This window comes from Solirubrobacter soli DSM 22325 (assembly GCF_000423665.1).
In the GTDB taxonomy this organism is placed as follows: domain Bacteria; phylum Actinomycetota; class Thermoleophilia; order Solirubrobacterales; family Solirubrobacteraceae; genus Solirubrobacter; species Solirubrobacter soli.
Genome location: NZ_AUIK01000029.1, coordinates 1 through 13,634, shown reverse-complemented (window position 1 = coordinate 13,634; position 13,634 = coordinate 1). Strand labels below are relative to the sequence as shown.

Annotated in this window: 11 protein-coding genes and 1 pseudogene; 2 read left to right on the top strand and 10 right to left on the bottom strand. The window is 71.7% G+C overall.

Features of this window, described 5'->3' with window-relative positions; genetic code table 11:
• Positions 1-3: 3 nt before the first annotated feature.
• A complete protein-coding gene (locus G569_RS50930; protein WP_053226870.1) occupies positions 4-1,890 on the bottom strand; it encodes an amylosucrase in 1,887 nt (628 codons plus the stop codon).
• A gap of 91 nt (positions 1,891-1,981) precedes the next feature.
• On the opposite strand from G569_RS50930, the gene G569_RS58725 reads away from it, so the two are divergent.
• Positions 1,982-4,378: an ATP-binding protein gene (locus tag G569_RS58725; protein ID WP_053226869.1), complete on the top strand. Its 2,397-nt coding sequence runs from the start codon at positions 1,982-1,984 to the stop codon at positions 4,376-4,378.
• Here the strand turns inward: G569_RS58725 and G569_RS50920 are convergent.
• From G569_RS50920 to G569_RS0123385, 7 genes are read right to left on the bottom strand one after another with little or no spacing between them, the layout of a single operon-like run.
• On the bottom strand, positions 4,359-5,261 hold the full coding sequence (locus tag G569_RS50920; protein ID WP_064750432.1) for a hypothetical protein: 903 nt from the start codon (positions 5,259-5,261) through the stop codon (positions 4,359-4,361). The two genes, G569_RS58725 and G569_RS50920, sit on opposite strands and share 20 nt — an antisense overlap.
• The gene (locus G569_RS0123410) at positions 5,239-6,510 is read right to left on the bottom strand and encodes an alpha-glucosidase/alpha-galactosidase (protein WP_028065224.1); all 1,272 of its coding nucleotides are present in this window, start codon (positions 6,508-6,510) and stop codon (positions 5,239-5,241) included. Before G569_RS0123410 ends, G569_RS50920 begins: the two co-directional genes overlap by 23 nt.
• A complete protein-coding gene (locus G569_RS0123405) occupies positions 6,510-6,818 on the bottom strand; it encodes a magnetosome magnetite crystal formation protein family (protein ID WP_028065223.1) in 309 nt (102 codons plus the stop codon). The genes G569_RS0123410 and G569_RS0123405 overlap by 1 nt, the downstream gene beginning before the upstream one ends.
• Positions 6,818-8,149 (bottom strand): ABC transporter substrate-binding protein, encoded by a 1,332-nt coding sequence (locus tag G569_RS0123400; protein ID WP_037498592.1) that lies wholly within the window; start codon positions 8,147-8,149, stop codon positions 6,818-6,820. Before G569_RS0123400 ends, G569_RS0123405 begins: the two co-directional genes overlap by 1 nt.
• Complete coding sequence (locus tag G569_RS0123395) at positions 8,149-9,057, bottom strand: carbohydrate ABC transporter permease (protein WP_028065221.1); 909 nt, start codon at positions 9,055-9,057, stop codon at positions 8,149-8,151. Before G569_RS0123395 ends, G569_RS0123400 begins: the two co-directional genes overlap by 1 nt.
• Positions 9,054-10,007, bottom strand: a complete 954-nt coding sequence (locus G569_RS0123390; protein WP_053226868.1) for a carbohydrate ABC transporter permease — start codon at positions 10,005-10,007, stop codon at positions 9,054-9,056. Before G569_RS0123390 ends, G569_RS0123395 begins: the two co-directional genes overlap by 4 nt.
• Before the next feature lies 1 nt (position 10,008).
• Positions 10,009-11,205, bottom strand: coding sequence for an ABC transporter ATP-binding protein (locus tag G569_RS0123385; RefSeq protein ID WP_028065219.1), 1,197 nt, complete (start codon positions 11,203-11,205; stop codon positions 10,009-10,011).
• A gap of 120 nt (positions 11,206-11,325) precedes the next feature.
• On the opposite strand from G569_RS0123385, the gene G569_RS0123380 reads away from it, so the two are divergent.
• Positions 11,326-12,402, top strand: a complete 1,077-nt coding sequence (locus G569_RS0123380) for an ROK family transcriptional regulator (protein WP_028065218.1) — start codon at positions 11,326-11,328, stop codon at positions 12,400-12,402.
• Here G569_RS0123380 and G569_RS50915 read toward each other — a convergent pair.
• A complete protein-coding gene (locus G569_RS50915) occupies positions 12,373-12,678 on the bottom strand; it encodes a hypothetical protein (protein WP_053226867.1) in 306 nt (101 codons plus the stop codon). The genes G569_RS0123380 and G569_RS50915 overlap by 30 nt on opposite strands.
• A gap of 621 nt (positions 12,679-13,299) precedes the next feature.
• Positions 13,300-13,634: pseudogene (locus G569_RS64690) on the bottom strand (hypothetical protein); the annotation flags it as partial.

Below are 13,634 nucleotides of genomic sequence, written 5' to 3'. Positions count from 1 at the left end.
CCGTCATTCCCCGAACCAGAGGTGCTGGTAGGGCGCGAGGACGACGAAGTCGTGGGAGACATCGAGGTCGCGGCCGTCGACCTCGGCGGCGCCGGTGAGGTCGAAGCCGCGTGAGCGCACGACGTCGAGTGACATCGGCTGCGGATCGGCCGTGAAGTTCGCCACGACCAGCAGCGCCTCGCCCGCCTGCCGGCGGCAGAGGCCGAAGACGTGGTCGTTGCCCGTGAACAGCGGCTCGACCACGCCTTGGACGTGGATCGCGCGGGTGGAGCGGCGCGCGGCGACCAACCGCCGCAACCCCGCCCACAACCGGCCCTCGACCGACGCGGGATCGTGGCGGCGCTCGGCCGCCTGCCAATCCATGAACGGGCGGTGCATCCAGCGGCTGTCGGGGTCCGCGGCGCCGGCGGGGTCGTTCAGCAGCCCCAACTCGTCGCCCATGTAGATCAGCGGCAGGCCGCCGTGCGCGAAGGCGACCGCGTACAGGAGCAGGATTCGCCGCACCGCGAGCTCGGTCGCGTACGGGTCGGGCGCCGACTCCAGCCCCGCCAGCGACGCGCACGTCCCGCTGGTCCGCGCCTCGCCCGTGCGCGGGTCGGGCTGGAAGCGCGCGCCGCGCGCGAACGTGCCCGGGAAGTCGCCCGCGTAGAAGTCGGCGAGGAAGCGCCGGTGCAGGTACGCGTCCTCGCCGACGCGGCCGGCGTCCTCAGGCGTGATCGCCCACCCGATGTCGTCATGGCAGCGCACGTACGTCAGCCAGCCGGCGCCCGGCGGGACCGGTGGCATCGCCTTCAGCGTGCTCGTCATCAGCGCCACCCGCCCGGAGGCCAGAGCGCTCCAGAGCAGCACCATCAGGACGTTGTGGTAGGCGAGGTCGCACTCCTTGCCCTCATGGCGCCCGGTCCCCAGATAGGGGACGAGGTCGCGCGGCGCGACGATCGCCTCGGCCTTGAAGGCGACCGCCGGCGCGGCGATCCGCAGCGCCGCCCGGAACGCCTGCAGCAGCTCGTGGACCTCCGGCTGGTTCTGGCAGTTGGTCCCCACCCGCTTCCACAGGAACGGCGCGGCGTCGAGCCGCAGCACGTCCACGCCCACCGCGGCGAGGCCGAGCATCGCCGACGTCATCGCCACGAACACGTCGGGGTTCGTGTAGTCGAGGTCCCACTGGTACGCGTTGAACGTCGTCCACACCCAGCGGTCGGAGACCTGCGTGAAGCTCCCCGGGGCGGTGTCCGGGAAGACGTCGGGCAGCGTGCGCTCGTACAGGTCGGGCTCGACGCGGTCCGGGAACGTCCGGTAGTAGTCGGGATGCTCGCGCGTCCACGGGTGCTCGGCCGCGGTGTGGTTGAGCACCACGTCCACGCACAGCGCCATCCCCTCGGCGCGGAGGTCGTCCGCCAGGGCGCGCAGGTCGTCCATCGTCCCCAGAGCGGGGTCGACCGCCGCGTAGTCGATGACCGCGTAGCCGCCGTCGTTGGGCGCGGGCCGGGCGTGCAGCAGCGGCATCAGGTGCAGGTACGTCACGCCGAGCTCGCGCAGGTAGGGGAGCTTGTCCCGCACGCCGCGCACCGTGCCCGCGAACCGGTCGACGTAGGTCACATACCCGACCGCCTGCTCGCGCTGGAGCCAGTCGGGCGTGATCTCGCGCTCGTGGTCGAGCACGCGCAGCTCGTCCGACCTCGCGGCCGCCGTCGCCGCGACGGCGCGCAGCAACCGCTCCCACGCGTCGGCGAACCGCGGATCGTCGCCGTAGAGCGCGCAGAGCGGGTCCCGCAGCTCGGTGAAGAAGCGCTCGAAGCGCACCTCGAAGGCCATGTCGCCGTGCGCGACCGCGCGCGCGGCCTCGTAGTCCGCCCGCACCTCGGGACGCATCGCGTGCACGTTCTGCACGGCGCCGGACCCTAATCGATGATCCTGTCCGCACGCGGACCTCGTGGCAAATACCGGCGCGCGGCGAGTTCCGTGGTGCCAACATCCGAACGTGCCGCTGCGCGCGTATCTCGCCGGCCTCGCGGTGCTGTTCGTGGCGGCCGCCGGAGCAGCGGTCGTCTACGGGCGCGTCCAAGCGGGTGACGATGCGCGCGAGGCGGCACAGGCCGACGCCCGTTTCGGCGCCCGGCTCGCCGCGCGCGAGATCGGCGACGGCATCAAGGTGCTCCAGCAGACCGTCGGCAACGCCGCGGCCAACCCCGGCGTCGGGAAGGCGTTCGAGAACCCCGGCGACTGCGGGCTGACCTTCGGCGGGACCGACGCGTACACGACCGGCCACCTCGACCTCGTGCGGGAGGACGGATCGGTCGCGTGCTCGTCGATGAAAGGGGCCGGCGGCTACCAGGACGCCGACTGGCTCGCCGCGGCCGGGCGGCCGCTGCTGCGCGCTCCCGTCTCGGACGCGCGCACCGGCAAGCAGGTCGTGTTGGCGACCGCGCCCGTGCCCGGCCATGGCTTCGTCATCGCCTCGTTCAACCTCGACGCGGTCGGCCAGAGCCTGGGACGCAGCTACGGCGGCCCGCGCGGGCTCGAGTTCGTCCTCATCGACGCCACGGGCAAGCAGGTGCTCACCCGGTCGATCGACCCGGCGCGCTGGATCGGCAAGCCCTACACGCGGTCCGAGAAGGACGTGGACGGCAGGACGCGGCTGTACGCCCAGGCGACCGTTCCGGGCGTCAATTGGCGGGTGCGGGCGGGCGCCGACCGCGCGCAGGCGCTCGCCGCGACCCGCCAGCTCAACCGGCGCGAGCTCACGATCGTCCTCGCCGGCCTGCTGCTGTTCGGCCTCGCGACCTGGGTCGTGCACCGGCGGGTCGCGCGCCCACTGGCGCGGATCGGCCACGAGATCGACGCCGCGGCCGCCGCGGGCGTGCCGCGCATGCTTCCGGTCGATGGCCCGCGCGAGGTCGCCGGCCTCGCGCGCCGGCTGAACGAGCTGGGCCAAGAGCTCATCAGAGAGCAGGCGGCCTACCGCGTCCTGTTCGAGGGCAGCCCGCTGCCGATGTGGGTCAACGAGGTGGACACACGCCGGATCGTCGAGGTCAACGACGCCGCGGTGGCCAGCTATGGCTACACGCGACAGGAGTTCCTCGCGCTGACCGTCGATGACATCGAACGCGGGCCGGGCGACCACCTGCGCAAGGACGGCGTCCCGATCGAGGTCAACGTCGCCTCGCACGCGATCGACTTCCGCGGCGCCGAGGCGAGCGTCGTGATCGCCGAGGACGTCACCGACGCCGAGCGCCTGCGCCTGCAGCTCCAGCAGTCGCAGCGGCTCGAGAGTCTCGGCCAGCTCGCGGGCGGCGTCGCCCACGACTTCAACAACCTGCTGGCGGTGATCCTCGGCTACGCCAAGTTCATCGAGCGCCGCGCGGAGCCGGGCACGCGCGACCAGCACGACAGCGCGGAGATCCGCAAGGCGGGAGAGCGGGCGACGCGGCTGACGCGCCAGCTCCTCTCGTTCGCCCGCCGCGAGGTGGTCCGCCCGCGCGTGCTCGACCTGACCGGGGTCGTGCTGGAGATGGAGGAGCTGCTGCGCCGCACGATCGGCGAGCACGTGATGCTCAAGACGTCGCTCGCCCCCGACCTCTGGCCGATCATGGCCGACCACGGCCAGCTCGAGCAGATCCTCCTCAACCTCGCCGTCAACGCCCGCGACGCGATGCCCGACGGCGGCATCCTCACGCTCGACACCGAGAACGTCGAGGCCGACGCCGCCTACTTGAGCGCGCGCCCCAGCCTCGAGCCCGGGCGCTACGTGCGCCTGCGCGTCTCCGACAGCGGGATCGGCATGGACCGGGAGACCGCCGCCCGCGCCTTCGAGCCGTTCTTCACGACGAAGTCCAGCGGCGACGGCACCGGCCTCGGGCTGGCCACCGTGCACGGGATCGTCGCCCAGGCCGGCGGCAGCGTGCAGATCTACTCCGAGCCCGGGCTCGGGACGACGTTCACGATCCTGCTGCCGACCACGGACGCGCCCGTGCCGGGCGTGTCGGACGACGCCGCCGCGCCGCCCACGCGCGGCGGCGGCGAGACGATCCTCGTCGTCGAGGACGAGCCCGCGCTGCTCGAGGTCACCCGGCGGATCCTCGACGAGAACGGCTACGAGGTGCTCTCCGCCACCCGCGGCGCGGACGCGCTCAAGCTCGCCGACGAGCATCCGGGGGACATCGACGTGCTCCTGACCGACGTCGTGATGCCCGAGATGCTCGGCAAGGAGGTCGCCGAACGCCTCACCGCCGCGCGCCCGAGCCTCCGCGTGCTGTTCATGTCCGGCTACGCCCAGCCCGTGGTCGAGCTGACCGGCGAGATCATCGACAAGCCCTTCACCGAGGCGGCGCTGCTCGACCGCCTGCGGGTCCTGCTGACTAGTCGCGCATCTCCTTGATGATCTGGTGGGTCATGGTGTCGGCCTCGGCGGCCTTGCTCGGGTGCGAGACCTCGTCCGAGAGCCGCTCGGCGAGGTCCTCCGTCCAGTCCCAACGCTGCAGCAGCAGGAACCGCAGCATCACGACCCGCAGGTAGCGCTCGGTCTCGGTCCCGCCGCCGCCGAGGCCGGCCTCGCGCAGCATCTCGACCATCGGCTCGTACTCCTCGCGGAACCACAGCAGCGCCATCTCCGCGCGCGGCAGCAGTCGCTCGCGCTCCAGCGACACCCGGTAGCCCCAGCCCTCGACGAGGTTCGCGAGCTGGGCGTAGCGCCACTCGTCGGAGAGCTGGATCCGGTCGCGCGCCGCCGCCGGCAGCGGGACGCGCTCGTGGAAGACGCGCTCGTGGGCCTTCAGCGGCAGGTCGCTCTTCTGCAGCGAGCTGTCGGCGCCGCCGAGCTTGGTGCGTACCTGGACGACGTTGGCGTTGATGTCCTTGTCGCCCATCGCGCGCGCCACGGAGACGCGGTGGTGCCCGTCCTGGACGAAGTAGAGGTCGCCGATCTGGAAGACGTCGATCGGCGGCATCGCCTCGCCGCGCTTGCGCGCCTCCGCGATCCGCTCCCAGCGCCCGCGGGTGCTGGGGGAGGGCCGGAAGCGGCGGTCGAAGTCGCCGCTCCGGCGGTCGACGGTCCCGACGATCTGGTCGAGCGGGATCACCTGCTCGCCGAGCGAGGCGCGGCTGGTCGCGCCCAGCGCGGAGACGACCTCCTCGAACGGGAGCATGTGCGAGACGTCGTCGGCCTCGAAACGCATCCGCGAGGCCAGCCGCGACAGCGCACGCCGACGCCGTTCGCGGTCGAAGGCGATCTTGGCGTCTTCACGTGGCTGCCCGGTGCTCATGGTGCGCCTCGAGCAGATCGTCCACCAAAGATGCGATCTCGTCCAGCGAGAGTTCGGCCGCGGTATGCGGATCGAGCATCGCGGCCTGGTGGATCGCCTCGCGGCGACCCGTCAGCGCGGCCTCCACGGTCAAACCCTGCACGTTCACGTTGGTCTGCATCAGCGCGGCGAGTTGGCGCGGCAGCGTTCCGACGCGCTGTGGCGTGATCCCGTCCGCCGATGCGACGCAGGGCACCTCCACGCAGCAGTCCGCGGGCAGGTTGTCGATCAGGCCGCGGTTCGGGACGTTGCCGTTGAACGCGTACGGCTCGCCCGTCTCACACGCGTTGATGATGTGCGCGCCGTACTCGTGCGACTGCTCCGTGGACACCTCGAGCACGCCGCGGATCGACTCCCACTCGGCGATCTGGCGCTCGCAGCGGCGCGGGTACTCGTCCAGCGGCACGTTGAAGCGCTCGAGCAGGTCGGGACGGCCGTCCTTGATGAACCACGGGACGTACTCGGAGAAGTGCTCCGAGGACTCGGTCACGAAGTAGCCGAAGTGCTTGAGCACCTCGTAGCGGACCCGGTTCCACGGCGGCGGATCGACCTCGCGCAGCGCGGGATAGAGGTCCTCGCCCTCGTGCTCGAAGCGCAGGAAGAACGCCATGTGGTTGATGCCGGCGGCGAGTTGGTCGATCTCGCCCGCGGGGATTCCGAGGTCGCGGGCCAGCTCGGCGGTCGTCCCCTGCACGGAGTGGCAGAGCCCGACCGTGCGGATCGACGACGCCTCCGCGGCCGCCCAGCACAGCATCGCCATCGGGTTGACGTAGTTGAGCAGCAGCGCGTCCGGCGAGAGCTCCTCGAGGTCGCGGCAGACGTCGAGCAGCACCGGGATCGTGCGCAGGCCGCGCATGATCCCGCCGACGCCGAGCGTGTCGGCGATCGTCTGGCGCAGCCCGTAGCGCTTGGGCACCTCGAAGTCGACCACCGTCGACGGCTTGTAGCCGCCGATCTGGAACGACGTGACGACGTAGTCGGCGCCGTCGAGGGCGCTGCGACGGTCGGTGGTCGCCGAGACGGTGGCGCGGGCGCCGTGGGCGTCGATCAGGCGGCGGGTGATGAGGTCGGCCGTGTCCAGCCGCTCGGCGTCGATGTCCATCAGCGCGAACTCGGCGGTGTCGCGCAGCGCCGGCAGGCTGAGGACGTCGCCGACGAGGTTGCGGGTGAAGACGGCCGATCCGGCTCCGATGAAGGCGATCTTCGGCATCAGATCCTTCCGATGGTCAGGGGGTACGTGAACGTCTGCCCGGTCGCGGCGCGGTGGATCGCGACGATCGCGAACAGCACCGCGTTGAGGACCAGGACGAGGTTCAGGAACAGCAGGAACGGGACGAACTGGACGGCGACGATGCTGCCGTCCAGCAGGTGCATGACTCCGACGATCGCGGCCAGGTAGAGCGCCAGCGAGAGCTGGAAGCGCAGCGCCGCGCGGCCGTGCGCGCGGGTGAACGCGTCCTGGCTGCGCGACGCGATCAACGCGGTGACCGGCGTGAAGTGGGCGAGGACGGCGAGCATCACTGGGCGAACTTCAGCTGGTTGTTGACCTGGTCGTTCATCTTCTTGAAGACGGTCGTGGCGTCCTCGTTGCCGTTGAGGAACTCCTCGAGCGTCGGCTGCACGATCAGGTTGATCTGCGGCGCCTTGTCGGTGATCGGGTAGAGCACCGTGTTGCCGGACTTGATGTAGGACGTGAACGCGCTGACATCGATCCCGTCCTTGTCGTGCTTGGCGACGGCCTTCGGGATCTCGGACTTGATCGCCGGGAACACGACGGCTTCCGAGCCGACGATGCTCTGGCAGGCGGTCGAGGCCATGAACTGCACCCACTTGGTCGCCTGCGGCTTGACCTTGGAGCCGACCCAGATCGCGTCGGCGAGGCCGTTGTACATGCTCCACGAGCCCTTCGGGCCGGCGGGCTGCGGCGCGTAGCCGACCTTGATGCCCTTCGTCCCGGAGTAGGTCCCGATCGTCCAGTCGCCGTCGATCGCCAGCGCGGCGCGGCCGCTCTGGAACGCCGCCGACTGGCCGAGCGTGCGCGCCTGCTCCAGCGAGGGCATGTAGCCCTTGTGGATCATGTCGCGCCACCAGGTGAACGTCTTGGCGAACGCCGGCGAGTCGTAGTTGTACTTCGAGCCCCACGGGTTCTTGTCGTTGAGCTTGAAGCCGAGGCTGGCGGCGAAGCCCGCCCACGTGGTCTGGCCGTAGGTCAGGCCGCCCGGGTCGAACGCGAGCCCGTAGACCTTCACGTCTGAGGGGTCGAAGCCGGGCTGGTCTCCGCGCCGCCCCTTGCCGTCGACCGTGAGCTTGGCGACGATCTGCTCGAAGCTGCCGCCGTCGTCCGGGTTCCAGGTCGCGGTGTCGAGCTGCTGCCTGGTGACGCCCGCTTTCGCGAGCATGTCCTCGTTGACGATCAGCGCGACGGTGTCCCAGTCCTTGGGGTAGCCGTACTGCTTGCCGTTCGGGCTCTTCCACAGCCTCGCCAGCCCGGGCAGGTACTGGTTCATGTCGACCGCGCGGGTGCTGACCGGCTCGATCACCTCGCTCTGCGCGAACTGCGGGTACTTGCCGAGATGGTCGGTGAAGACGTCCGGGGCGGTGTCGGCGATGAACCCGCGCGCGAGCCCGGACCAGTAGTCGCCCCAGTTCTTGTTCTCGATCTGGATCTTGATGTCGGGGTTCTGTTGCTCGAACTTGTCCGCGCACTTCTGGTAGACGGGCTTCTGGTTGGTGTCCCAGAGCTGGTAGCGGACGAGGGTCCTGCCGTCCGCGGTGCGGGTGGGCTGGCTCGAGCCGCCGCACGCCGCGGCGACGAGCGCGAGCGGGATGACTGCGGTGAGTCGCTTCATCACTTGATCCCCGAGAAGCCGATCGCGTCGACCATGCGCTTCGCCATCGCGATGAAGAGCACGATGAGCGGCAGCGAGGCCAGGAACGTGGCCGCCATCAACGGCGCCCACGGCGGGGCCGTGGTCGGCGTCGACGACTTGAACGCGTTGAGCGCCACGGTGAGCACCCGCACGTTCGCCGAGTCACCCGCGACCAGCGGCCACATGTACTCGTGCCAGGCGGTGATGTAGGTCAGCACCGCGAGCGTCGCCAGCGGCGCCGCCGACATCGGCAGGATCAGCTGGCGGAAGATCTTCCAGCGCCCGGCGCCGTCGAGCAGCGCCGCCTCCTCGACCTCCTTGGAGATCCCGAGGAAGAACTGGCGCAGGAAGAACACCGCGAACGGTGTCATCAGGAAGAACGGCGCGACGATCCCCGGGAACGTGTTCAGCCAGCCGAGGTTCTTGATCAGCACGAAGTTCGGGATCAGCGTGAAGATCGGCGGGATCATCATCGCCGTCAGGAACAGGAAGAACAGCTTGTCGCGGCCGGGGAACTTCAGACGCGCGAAGGCGTAGGCGGCCATCGAGCAGAACGTGACCTGGCCGACGGTGATCAGCGTGCAGACGATCACGCTGTTGCGCAGGGCGGTGAAGAAGTTCACGTCGGCCGATGTCAGCGTCCCGGCCTTGGTCAGCTCGTCCGTCGATGCCAGTCCGAGCGCCTGGCGGACGTTGAGCAGCGTCGGGTTGTCCGGCACGAGCGACTGCGAGCCCGTGACCAGGTCGGCGTTCGTGGAGAGCGCCGTGCGGATCATCCAGAAGAACGGGAAGAGGCTGACGAAGAGCAGCAGGCCCATCGCGCCCCAGGCCGCGATGCGGCCCCAGTTCGTGCGCTTCTTCGCGCGGATTCGAACGGCGGTGCTCATGCGAGATCCGACTCCCCCGCGCGCAGCATGCGCATCTGGATGGCGGCGACGATGACCAGCAGCATGATCAGCGCGACGGCGAGCGCGGAGGCGTAGCCGAGCGCGTTGAACTCGAAGGCCTGCTGGAAGATGTACATGTAGAGGACGCGGCTGGAGTTGCCGGGTCCGCCGGGGTTGCCGCCGCCGATGCCGGCGGTGGCGATCTGGATCGTGTCGAACACCTGGAAGGACCCGATCACGGTCACGACCAGCACGAGCGCGAGCACCGGCCGCAGCAGCGGCAGCGTGATCGTGCGGAACATCCGCCACTCGGACGCGCCGTCCAGCGACGCGGCCTCGTAGAAGCTCTTGGGGATCATCACCAGGCCGCCGAACAGCAGCAGCGCGGTGTAGCCCATGTTCTTCCAGATGTTGATCCCGGCGATCGTCGGGATCACCTGCGACTCGGAGCCGAGGAAGCCCTGGCTGTCGATGCCGATCGCGTTGAGCCAGTGGTTGACGATGCCGAGGTTCGGGTCGAGCATCCACATCCACAGCAGCGCGAGCACCGCGTTGGGCACCAGCCACGGGATCAGCATCACGCTGCGCACGACGACCGACTGGGTCAAGCGGTGCATCAGCACGGCGATCGCGAGCGCGAGCGTCGTCTGGATGCTGATGTTGATGACGACGTACTTGAGCGTGATCCAGAGGGCGTTCCAGAACAGCGCGTCCGACAGCAGCCCCCGGTAGTTGTCCAGCCCGATCCAGCTGCCCGAGTTCTTGAGCAGGTCGAAATCGGTGAAGCTGAGGTAGAAGCCCCGCACCGCGGGGACGGCGTAGAAGACCAGGAAGCCGATGAAGCTCGGCGCCAGGAACAGCATCGCCGTGCGGGTCTCGGCGGTGATCCGGCGTCCGCGCCGCTTCGCCTTGGGCCTGGCCGTCGCCGGGCGGTCGATGGCGACGGCCATGTCAGCTCCGCCCGATCGCGGCGCCGGTGTCGAGGTCGAAGTAGTGGACCTTGTCGGTGTCGACCACGACCTCGACCGTGCCGCCCGTGCGCGCGCGGCTGGCGACGTCGAAGCGGCCGACCAGCGGCAGCGTCGCGTCCGCGCTCTCCTGCTCGAGCTCGGCCACCAGGGTCGCGTCGAGGTCGGCGGCGATCTCCTTGACCTCGTCGGTCAGGACGGCGCGGCCGGTGACCTCGAGGTGGGCGATCAGCTCGGCCCCGAGCGCCTCGACGCCGCGGACCGCGGCCTTCAGGCGCAGCTCGGGCGGCGCGCCGGTGGCCACCGTCGCGTCCTCGAGGTGCTCCGGGCGGATGCCGAGGGCGAGCTTGCGGCCGGCGAGCGCGTCGAGCTCGCGGCGCTGCGGGAGACGCAGGAACTGGTCGCCGATCGTCGCCACGAGGTGGCCGTTGCGGCGGTCCACGGTCGCCTCGAAGAGGTTCATCGCGGGGGAGCCGATGAAGCTCGCCACGAAGAGGTTCGCGGGGTTGTCGTAGAGGTTCATCGGCGTATCGACCTGTTGCAGCACGCCGCGCCGCATCAGCGCCACGCGGTCGCCCATCGTCATCGCCTCGACCTGGTCGTGGGTGACGTAGACGGTCGTGGCCTGCAGCTCGTGCTGGATGCGCGCGACCTCGGAGCGCATCTGGACGCGCAGCTTGGCGTCGAGGTTCGACAGCGGCTCGTCCATCAGGAAGACCTTCGGGCGGCGCACGATCGCCCGGCCCATCGCCACCCGCTGGCGCTGGCCGCCGGAGAGCGCCTTGGGCTTGCGTTCGAGCAGGTCCTCGAGCCCGATCACCTTCGCGATCTCGTGGACGCGCTGCTTGATCTCGGCCTTGGAGAGCTTCTGGATCTTCAGGCCGTACGCCATGTTGTCGTAGACCGTCAGGTGCGGGTACAGCGCGTAGTTCTGGAAGACCATCGCGATGTCGCGCTTCTGCGGCGCGACCTCGTTGACGACGGTGTTGTCGATCACCAGCTCGCCGTCCGAGATCTCCTCGAGGCCCGCGAGCATTCGCAGGGCCGTCGTCTTCCCACAGCCGGATGGACCGACCAGGACCATGAACTCGCCGTCGCGGATCTCGAGATCCAGGTCGTCCACGGCCTTGAAGCCGTTGTCGTAGACCTTCGAGACGCGATCGAACGTGACGCTCGCCACGTGCTCCCCCTCTCCTCTGAGGACAGTTCTCCTAGGTCATTTACGAAATGACCTTGCGAATAGAGTTGCGCCGCGTCATCGATTTGTCAAGAGTGGTTTATGAAATATGCTTTCGCCGCGATGGCCACGACGCGACTGCTCCGCCGCATGAACGCCCAGCGCGTGCTCGACGCACTGCGCGCCTCGGGGCCGCTGCGCGTCACCGAGCTGGTGGCAGCCACCGAGCTCTCGCGGCCCACCGTGGATGCCGTCGCCGATGAGCTCGTCGCGCTCGGCTGGCTGTCGGAGGTCGCCGCGGTCGAGGGCGCGCGCGGCCGGCCGGCGCGGTCGCTGGCGTTCCGCGCCGACGCGGGCTTCGTGCTCGGGGTCGACATCGGCGAGGTGAAGGTGCGCTGCGCCGTCGCCGACCTGCTCGGGCGGGTGGTCGTCGAGCGGGTGCGAGAGTTCGACGGGGAGGACCGGCTGCCGGTGATCCGGAGCGAGGTGGCCGCGCTGGGCGTCGACAACCTGCTCTTCGCCTGCGTCGGCTGCACCGGCGCGATGGACCGCACGCGCGGCACCGTCCTCTTCTCGAGCGTGTTCGACGACGACTTCGACCTCGCGGGCGCGATCGACCTCGCCTGCCCGGTCGTGATCGAGAACGACTGCAACCTGGCCGTGCTCGCCGAGCGCTGGTGCGGCGCGGCCGTCGGGTTGGAGGATGTCGTCTGCGTGCTCGCGGGTGAGCGGATCGGCGCGGGGATCATGGTCGGCGGCTCGCTGATGCGCGGCCACGAGGGCGCGGCGGGCGAGCTGGCGTTTCTCGGCGCGTTCGAGGAGGAGCACGGCGCCCGCGGCATCGGCCAACTCGTGCGCGAGCTCTCCGGCCAGGCGCCCGAGGCGGTCTTCGCGGCCGCGGGCGCGGGCGACCGCAAAGCGCTGGCGATCGTCGAGCGTGCCGAGCGCTGGGCCGGCCACGGCATTGTCACCACCGCCCAGCTCGTCAACCCCGAGGTTGTCGTGATCGGCGGCGGCGTCGCCCGGGCGGGCGAGGTCCTGCTCGCCCCGCTCCGCGACCGCCTGCAGCGAATGGTCCGCCGCCCACCCCGCCTGGAGGCCTCCCCACTCGCCGAACGCGGCCCACTGCTCGGCGCCATCCGCCTCGCCCTCGACGAACTCGAACCGCTCCTACTGGAGGGCCTCGCCGAAGCCGCCTAGTGCGGCACGCGCGTGCCACCGGGGGCCGCACACCGGCCGCCGCCGCGCCGCGGCGCCGCCGCGCCGCCGCGCCGCCGAGCCGCGCCGCCGCGCCGCCACGCCGCCGAGCCGCGCCGCCACGCCGCGCCGCCGAGCCGCGCCGCCACGCCGCGCCGCCGAGCCGCGCAGCCGCGCCGCGCCGCCGAGCCGCGCCGCCGAGCTGCGCCGCCACGCCGCGCAGCCGCGCCGCGCAGCCGCGCCGCGCCGCCGAGCCGCGCCGCCGAGCCGCGCCGCCACGCCGCCGAGCCACGCCGCCGAGCCGCGGCGCCCTCACCGCGCCGCCGAGCCGCGCCGCCCGCGCCGCGCCGCTCGCGCCCGTCCTCGCCGCGCCGCCTCGCCGCGCCGCCGCCTCGCGCCGCCCGCGCCCCCCGCGCGTGCCGCGCCGCCGCCGCCCCGCGCCGCCCCCGCGCCGCCTGCGCCGCGCCCCCTGCGCGTGCCGCGCCGCCTCGCCACGCCCTCGCCGGGTCGCGCCGCCTCGCCGCGCCGCCGCCTCGCGGCGCCCGCGCCCCCCCGCGCGTGCCGCGCCGCCGCCGCCCCGCGCCGCCCCCGCGCCGCCTGCGCCGCACCCCTTGCGCGTGCCGCGCCGCCTCGCCGCGCCCTCGCCGGGTCGCGCCGCCCTCACCGCGCCGCAAAGCCGCGCCCCTCGTCTCGTCGCGCCGATCGAGCACGCCGACCCTCGTCGTGCCACGCCACGCGCCACTGCCGCGCCAGGCGCGCGTCGAGGTTTGCGCGACGGGCGATCGTGGTCGGTCTCGGCAGCAGCGATGCCCATCGATCACGTTCGCACTGTTCGAGTTGGCGCATTGATGGGGGTGGGTGACGAGAAGGTCCTCTGTGGACCTTCTCGTCACCCACCCCTCAGCGCAGATGGCGCCCACGCCGCGCCAATCGCCCGCGCTGCGCCGCCCGCCGGTCTTCGCTGCCCGCGCCGTCTGCGCCGGCCACGCCGTTCGGCGCCGTCGACGATCCCCCGGCGCACGTCGTCGTCGCCCACGCTGCGCCCCGCCGGCGCGCCCCCGCCGGCCGCGCCGCCGCGCGCCGCCGCCGCGCCGCCCGCGCCCGCGCCCCCCGCGCGTGCCGCGCCGCCGCCGCCCCCGCGCCGCCGCCGCCCCGCGCCGCCGCCGCCCCGCGCCGCCGCCGCCCCGCGCCGCCGCCGCCGCCCCGCGCCGCCGCCGCCGCCCCGCGCCGCCGCC

Coding starts and splice junctions, on each gene's coding strand:
- G569_RS0123405 (WP_028065223.1), bottom strand. CDS start 6,818: ATGCTCGCCGTCCTCGCCCACTTCACGCCGGTCACCGCGTTGATCGCG.
- G569_RS0123410 (WP_028065224.1), bottom strand. CDS start 6,510: ATGCCGAAGATCGCCTTCATCGGAGCCGGATCGGCCGTCTTCACCCGC.
- G569_RS0123395 (WP_028065221.1), bottom strand. CDS start 9,057: ATGAGCACCGCCGTTCGAATCCGCGCGAAGAAGCGCACGAACTGGGGC.
- G569_RS50920 (WP_064750432.1), bottom strand. CDS start 5,261: ATGAGCACCGGGCAGCCACGTGAAGACGCCAAGATCGCCTTCGACCGC.
- G569_RS0123400 (WP_037498592.1), bottom strand. CDS start 8,149: ATGAAGCGACTCACCGCAGTCATCCCGCTCGCGCTCGTCGCCGCGGCG.
- G569_RS0123380 (WP_028065218.1), top strand. CDS start 11,326: ATGGCCACGACGCGACTGCTCCGCCGCATGAACGCCCAGCGCGTGCTC.
- G569_RS0123390 (WP_053226868.1), bottom strand. CDS start 10,007: ATGGCCGTCGCCATCGACCGCCCGGCGACGGCCAGGCCCAAGGCGAAG.